This window comes from Amycolatopsis sp. NPDC051128, from assembly GCF_040682715.1.
In the GTDB taxonomy this organism is placed as follows: Bacteria; Actinomycetota; Actinomycetes; order Mycobacteriales; family Pseudonocardiaceae; genus Amycolatopsis.
This window is the reverse complement of sequence record NZ_JBFBBN010000038.1, coordinates 94,755-100,513: the sequence shown is the minus strand read 5'-3', so window position 1 is coordinate 100,513 and position 5,759 is coordinate 94,755. Positions and strand designations below refer to the sequence as shown.

The 5,759-nt window shown below is 73.4% G+C and carries 4 protein-coding genes; 2 read left to right on the top strand and 2 right to left on the bottom strand.

The genetic code is table 11. The features are described from left to right. Positions 1 to 115: 115 nt before the first annotated feature. Positions 116 to 1,612: a CoA-acylating methylmalonate-semialdehyde dehydrogenase gene (locus AB0M82_RS31720; protein WP_364729755.1), complete on the bottom strand. Its 1,497-nt coding sequence runs from the start codon at positions 1,610 to 1,612 to the stop codon at positions 116 to 118. A gap of 143 nt (positions 1,613 to 1,755) precedes the next feature. Between AB0M82_RS31720 and AB0M82_RS31715 the strand changes: the two genes are divergently transcribed. Further along, complete coding sequence (locus AB0M82_RS31715; RefSeq protein ID WP_364729740.1) at positions 1,756 to 3,393, top strand: PucR family transcriptional regulator ligand-binding domain-containing protein; 1,638 nt, start codon at positions 1,756 to 1,758, stop codon at positions 3,391 to 3,393. A 58-nt stretch (positions 3,394 to 3,451) separates the two neighbouring features. Next, complete coding sequence (locus tag AB0M82_RS31710) at positions 3,452 to 3,784, top strand: SSI family serine proteinase inhibitor (RefSeq protein WP_364729753.1); 333 nt, start codon at positions 3,452 to 3,454, stop codon at positions 3,782 to 3,784. A gap of 95 nt (positions 3,785 to 3,879) precedes the next feature. Here AB0M82_RS31710 and AB0M82_RS31705 read toward each other — a convergent pair whose 3' ends face one another. Further along, positions 3,880 to 5,325, bottom strand: a complete 1,446-nt coding sequence (locus AB0M82_RS31705) for a DUF4173 domain-containing protein (RefSeq protein WP_364729737.1) — start codon at positions 5,323 to 5,325, stop codon at positions 3,880 to 3,882. Between the last annotated feature and the right edge of the window lie 434 nt (positions 5,326 to 5,759).

The following is a 5,759-nucleotide window of genomic DNA, read 5'->3' as shown; positions in this document are numbered from 1 at the left end:
CGGGTGTTTCCGGCTCGTCATCGGCGCGGTTTTCGGGGTGGCGATGCTGGTGCTCGTGCGCGCCGGGCTGCTCCCGCTCGCCGCTCCCCCTCAATGCGACATTCACGGCCTTCGCTCAGGAGTTGCGGGGGAAGCCCAGGTTGACGCCCGCGTGCGAGCGGTCCGGCCACCGCGACGTGACCACCTTCGTCCGCGTGAAGAAGTGGAACCCTTCCGGCCCGTAGGCGTGGCTGTCGCCGAACAGCGAGTCCTTCCAGCCGCCGAAGGAGTAGTAGCCGACCGGGACCGGGATCGGCACGTTGACCCCGACCATGCCGACCTCGACCTCGTTCTGGAACCGTCGCGCGGCCGCGCCGTCGCCGGTGAAGATCGCCGTGCCGTTGCCGTACGGGTTGGCGTTGATCAGGTCCAGCGCGTCGTCGTAGGAAGCGGTGCGCGCCACCGACAGCACCGGGCCGAAGATCTCGTCGGTGTAGATCGACATCTCCGGGCGGACGTGGTCGAACAGCGTCGGGCCGAGCCAGAAGCCGTCCGCGGAACCGTCCACCTCGACGCCGCGGCCGTCCACGACGAGCGACGCGCCCGCCGCCACCCCGGCGTCCACATAGGACTCGACCCGGGTGTGGTGGGCCGCCGTGACCAGCGGCCCCATCTCGGACTCCGGCTTGCGGCCGTCGCCGACCCGCAGCCGGGAGATCCGCTCGGCGATCTTCGCGACGAGCTCGTCCCCGACCGGGTCGACGGCGACGACCACCGACACCGCCATGCAGCGCTCCCCCGCCGAGCCGAACCCGGCCGACACCGCCGCGTCCGCGGCCAGGTCGAGGTCGGCGTCCGGCAGCACGACCATGTGGTTCTTCGCCCCGCCGAGCGCCTGGACGCGCTTGCCGTGCCGGGTGCCGGTTTCGTAGACGTAGCGCGCGATCGGGGTCGACCCGACGAACGAGATCGCCTTGACGTCGCGGTGTTCCAGCAGCCCGTCGACCGCGACCTTGTCGCCGTGCAGCACGTTGAGCGCGCCCGCGGGCAGCCCGGCCTCGGCGAACAACTCCGCCATGAACACCGCCGCGGACGGGTCCTTCTCGCTCGGCTTCAGCACGACGGTGTTGCCGCAGGCCAGCGCGTTCGGCACGAACCACAGCGGCACCATGGCCGGGAAGTTGAACGGCGAGATCACGCCGACCACCCCGAGCGGCTGGGCGATCGAATAGACGTCGACGCCGGTCGAGGCGTTCTCGCTGAAGCCGCCCTTGAGCAGCTGGGCGGCCCCGCAGGCGTATTCGACGTTCTCGATCGCGCGGGCGATCTCCCCGGCGGCGTCCGACTCGACCTTGCCGTGCTCGCTCGTGACGATCTTCGCCAGCTCGTGCTTCCGGGCGGACAGCAGCTCGCGGAAGGCGAACAGCACCCGCGTCCGGCCGGCCAGCGACGTCCCGCGCCAGCCCGGCAGCGCCGCCGCGGCGGCGGCCACGGCCTGGTCGACCTCCGCCTGCCCGGCGAAGTCGACGTGCGCCCGGACGGCGCCGGTGGCGGGGTCGAACACCTCGCCGGACCGTTCAGCGGTCCCGGTGAACGGCTTGCCGTCGATCCAGTGGCTGATGCGGTCGGTCATGCGGTTCGTCACAGTCTGCACTCCTCTTCGACGTCCTTGACGAGTCTCCGGGCGGGCGCCACGCCACCGCCATCGACAACGTGTATCTACTCGCCGTTCCGGCCGTACAGTCTGTCCCTGCCGATCACACACCCCGAGGAGCCATGTACCCGACCGTCGCCGAGGTGCTCACGCTGCCGGTGCTGCGCCAGGGCCGTCCGCACGTCGTCGCCGGCGCGGCCGGGCTGGACGCGCCGGTGCGCTGGGCGCACGTCGCCGAGATCGCCGACATCGCGCACCTGCTGCGCGGGGGCGAGCTGGTGCTGACGACCGGCGTCGCGCTCCCCGACGACGGCCCGGCGCTGGCCCGCTACGTCGCCGACCTGGCCGGAGTCGGCGCCGCGGGCCTGGTGATCGAGCTGGTCCGGCACTGGAGCGACAAGCTGCCCGCCGCGCTGGTCGACGCGGCCGAGAAGCACGGGCTCCCCTTGGTGACGCTCTCGCGCGAGACGCGGTACGTGAGCGTCACCGAGGCGGTGAACGGCCAGATCGTCGACGCCCAGGTCGCCGAGCTGCGCGCAGCCGAGCGCGTGCACGAGACGTTCACCGCGCTGACGGTCGCGGGCGCCGAGCCCGGCGTCGTCCTGGGCGAGGTCGCCCGGCTCACCGAGCAGCCGGTGGTGCTGGAGACGCTGTCGCACGAGGTGCTCGCCTACGACGCGGCCGGCACCGACCCGGCCGAGCTGCTCGCCGGCTGGCCGGCCCGGTCGCGGGTGGTCCAGGTCGGCGAGCGGACCGGCTACCACCCCGGATCGGGCTGGCTGGTGACCGTGGTCGGCGCGCGCGGGCACGACTGGGGCCGGCTGATCCTCGTCTGCGCCGACCAGCCGCCGCACCGTCACCGGGTGGTCGCGGAGCGGGCCGCGTCCGCGCTGGCCGTGCACCGGCTGGTCGCCAAGGACTCCGACGGTCTCGAACGCCAGGCCCACCGCGCGGTGCTCACCGAACTGCTCGCTTCGCCGGCGCCGACGGCGGAACTGCTGGCGCGCGCCTCGGCGCTGGCGGTGCCGCTCACCGGGCGGCAGCTGGTCGGGCTGGCGGTCCGGCCGCGGCTGACCGGCACCGGACGGCCCGCGCTGTCCACGCCGCCGGTGCTGCGCGAACTGGCCGAGGCGACGGTGCTGGCGGCGCGCCGCGCGAAGGTGTCGGCGCTGGTGGCGACGGACGAACTCGGGGTGCGCGCCCTGATCGCGCTGTCCCCGGAGGCGAACGCCGACGCCGTGCTGCACCGGCTCGCCACCGACGTCCACGAGGCCAAGGGCAGCGCGCCGGGTGTGCTCGCGGTCGGCACCACCGTCGGGTCGCCCGCCGAAGCGCGCCGGACGCTGCTGGAAGCCGGGCAGGTCGCGGCCGCCGCGCTGGGGACGAGCTCGGAGCGGGTGCTCCACCGGTTGTCCGACGTCCGCCTCCGCGGCCTGCTGCACCTGCTTTCGGGCGACGAACGCGTCGCGGCGTTCGCGACCCGCGAGCTGGGCCCGCTGCTGCAGCGCGACGCCGCGTCGGGCAGCCGGCTGGTGCAGGCGTTGCGGCACTACTGCCGGCAGGGCGGCAACAAGTCGGCGGCGGCCGTGGCCGCGCACACCTCCCGGACGGCGTACTACCAGCAGCTTGCCCGCATCGAGCAGGTCCTCGGCGTCCGGCTGGAGGACCCGGAGTCGATGCTTTCGCTTTACGTGGCGCTGCTGGCGTTGGACATCACTCGGCCGAGCGACGAAGACTCACCTGGACGTGGAGCACAGTGATCGGGTCCGGGCTGCCGATGACACCGATATGGCCCTACTCCCGTTCGCAGCCTGCCTGATGAGCCTCGGCTGTCTCGCGCCGGCGCAGCCCCCGGCGTCGACGCTGCAGCTGACCACTCACGACACCGCCAACCGGATCGGCTCGGTGGTGCTCACCTGCGACCCGACCGGGGGCACGCACCCGAAGCGCGGCAAGGCGTGCGCGGTGCTTTCCGGCGTCGACGGGGACTTCTCCCGGATCACCGCGCGGCACCAGGCGTGCACGCTGATCTACGCCCCGGTCGACGTCACGGCGGTCGGCATCTGGCGCGGCAAGCCGGTGTCGTTCCGCGCGACGTACCCGAACCGCTGCGCGGCCAACCGCGACTCGGACGACGTCTTCGCCTTCTGAGGCTGGTTTTCGCGCGCGGAAGCCGCCGGGCCGCCCCCACGACGGCCCGGTGACTTCCGCGTAACTGTCAATCACGCATCGGCGGGCGGTTCGGTTCACCTGCAGCCGACACCGGAGCCGAACGTCACGTCACGGGCGGCCGACCGGCTGAGGTTCCATGCGGGCCAGCCGTCCGGGGTGTCGTTCCCCAGCACCTGCCGCAGCACGCACGTGCGCAGCGGTTCCGGGAGCCGGGCCGAGACCACCGGGACCACGTCGGCCGAGAAGCCCGCGAGGTAGCGGTCGTCCAGGGGTTTGCCGGCGGCCGCGCGGTCGAGGTTGGCGTCGGCGATGAGGCGTTCCGGGTCGAGGACCGCGAGGACGAGCAGCGCCGCGGCGGCCGTCCCGATCGCCGCGCGGGGCAGCCACGACGAGCGCAGCCGCGCCAGCGACGCCGCCACCAGCACGAACACCGTGCCGAACCAGAGTTCGCAGACCTCGACCAGCAGCCGCAGCACGGTGAAGCCGTACGCCTGCTGGTACGTCCACATGCGACTCAGCGCCGATCCCACCAGCACCAGGCTCAGCGCGCTCAACGCCCCGAGCAGGACGCGCTGGCGGAGCCGGTCGGCGCGCGTGGCGTTCGGCGCCCAGCGCAGGGCCGCGGCGACGATCGCCAGGGTCAGGACGGTGACCGCGCACAGCTGCCAGAAGCCGCCGCGGGCGTATTCCGCCGACGTCAGGCCGCTGGTGCGCAGGACGTACCCGGTGCCGCCGAAGAGCACGACCAGCCGGACGCCGACGAAGACGCTGAACAGCAGGACGAGAACGGTGAGCGGGACCGTCCATTCCAGACCGTAGGCGGTCCTGTGTGGACTCTCGTCCGACGCCCGGCGCGCCGGCGCGGCGAGGAAGTAGCACGCCCCGGCGACGAACAGCGCGAAGACGGCGAACACCGAGCACCACCGCACGAGCGTCGCGAAACTGAGGTCGGGGATCATCGCGTTGACGACGGCGGCGAAGGCGGCGTCGGCACTGGTGAGCAGCGGCACGAACACGGCGACGAGCGCGGCGGCGGCGAGCACGGACAGGGCGATCCGGCGGGCGACGCCGTCGCGCCGGGCGGTGAAGCGGCCGACGCCGCGGCCGGCCCACGGGATCGCGCGGAAGGCTTCGACGGGGAGCGCGAGCATGTCGTAGAGCACGGTGTTGACGGTCCGCTTCCCGACGACGGCGAGCGATCCGGTGACGACGGCGGCCAGCACGCACAGCACGAACAGCCACCCCGACGCCCGGACGGCGCCCATTGCGAGAAGGGCGAGGGTGAGGAACGCCCACCCGGCGCTGAGCCAGGTGAAGGGCCCGGGCTCACCGGCTTTCCGGGACCGCCGATCGGCCACGACGACGGCGGCGGTGACGGCGGAACCGGCGAGCAGCCACCCGACGCCGGGCCGGTCGACGGGCAGGACGAGCGCGGCGGCCACCCCGGCCAGCGCGGCGGCGGGCAGCACGGCGGGCGGCAGGGGGACCACAACGGACTTCGGCGGCGGAAGCGGCCGCATGAGAACGGGCGGAGCTGCGACGGCCACACCACCCCCAGGCGCCGACGCTCCGGCGGACAGGCCCGCATCCCTACCGGCCGGCCGGCCCGCCGCCGAGCTGACCGAAGCCGCCGCGCTCATCGAACGCGACCCCCGCGGCACGCCCTCCCCCGCACCCCAATCCCCACCGAGCGACCCACCTGCCACCGAGCCGCCCGGAGCCGCCGCACTCGCCGACCGCTTCCCCCGCGGCACGCCCTTCCCCACACCCGGATCCCCAGGGTCACCGATCCTGCTCTTGGGCATTTCGCCTGCCTTCTCGCGGTCTCACGTTCACGTTTGCAAATCGCTGCCGGGGCCCGCCCCTCGGCAGGCGGGGAAGGCGCTCCGGCACCGCGGGACGTGATGATCAGCGACTGGCACTGAGGTTACTTGACATAATGTACATTATCGGC

Bases quoted from the DNA above. Each gene is read 5' to 3' on its own strand.
- AB0M82_RS31720 (WP_364729755.1), bottom strand. From the start codon at position 1,612: ATGACCGACCGCATCAGCCACTGGATCGACGGCAAGCCGTTCACCGGG.
- AB0M82_RS31715 (WP_364729740.1), top strand. From the start codon at position 1,756: ATGTACCCGACCGTCGCCGAGGTGCTCACGCTGCCGGTGCTGCGCCAG.
- AB0M82_RS31710 (WP_364729753.1), top strand. From the start codon at position 3,452: ATGAGCCTCGGCTGTCTCGCGCCGGCGCAGCCCCCGGCGTCGACGCTG.
- AB0M82_RS31705 (WP_364729737.1), bottom strand. From the start codon at position 5,325: ATGCGGCCGCTTCCGCCGCCGAAGTCCGTTGTGGTCCCCCTGCCGCCC.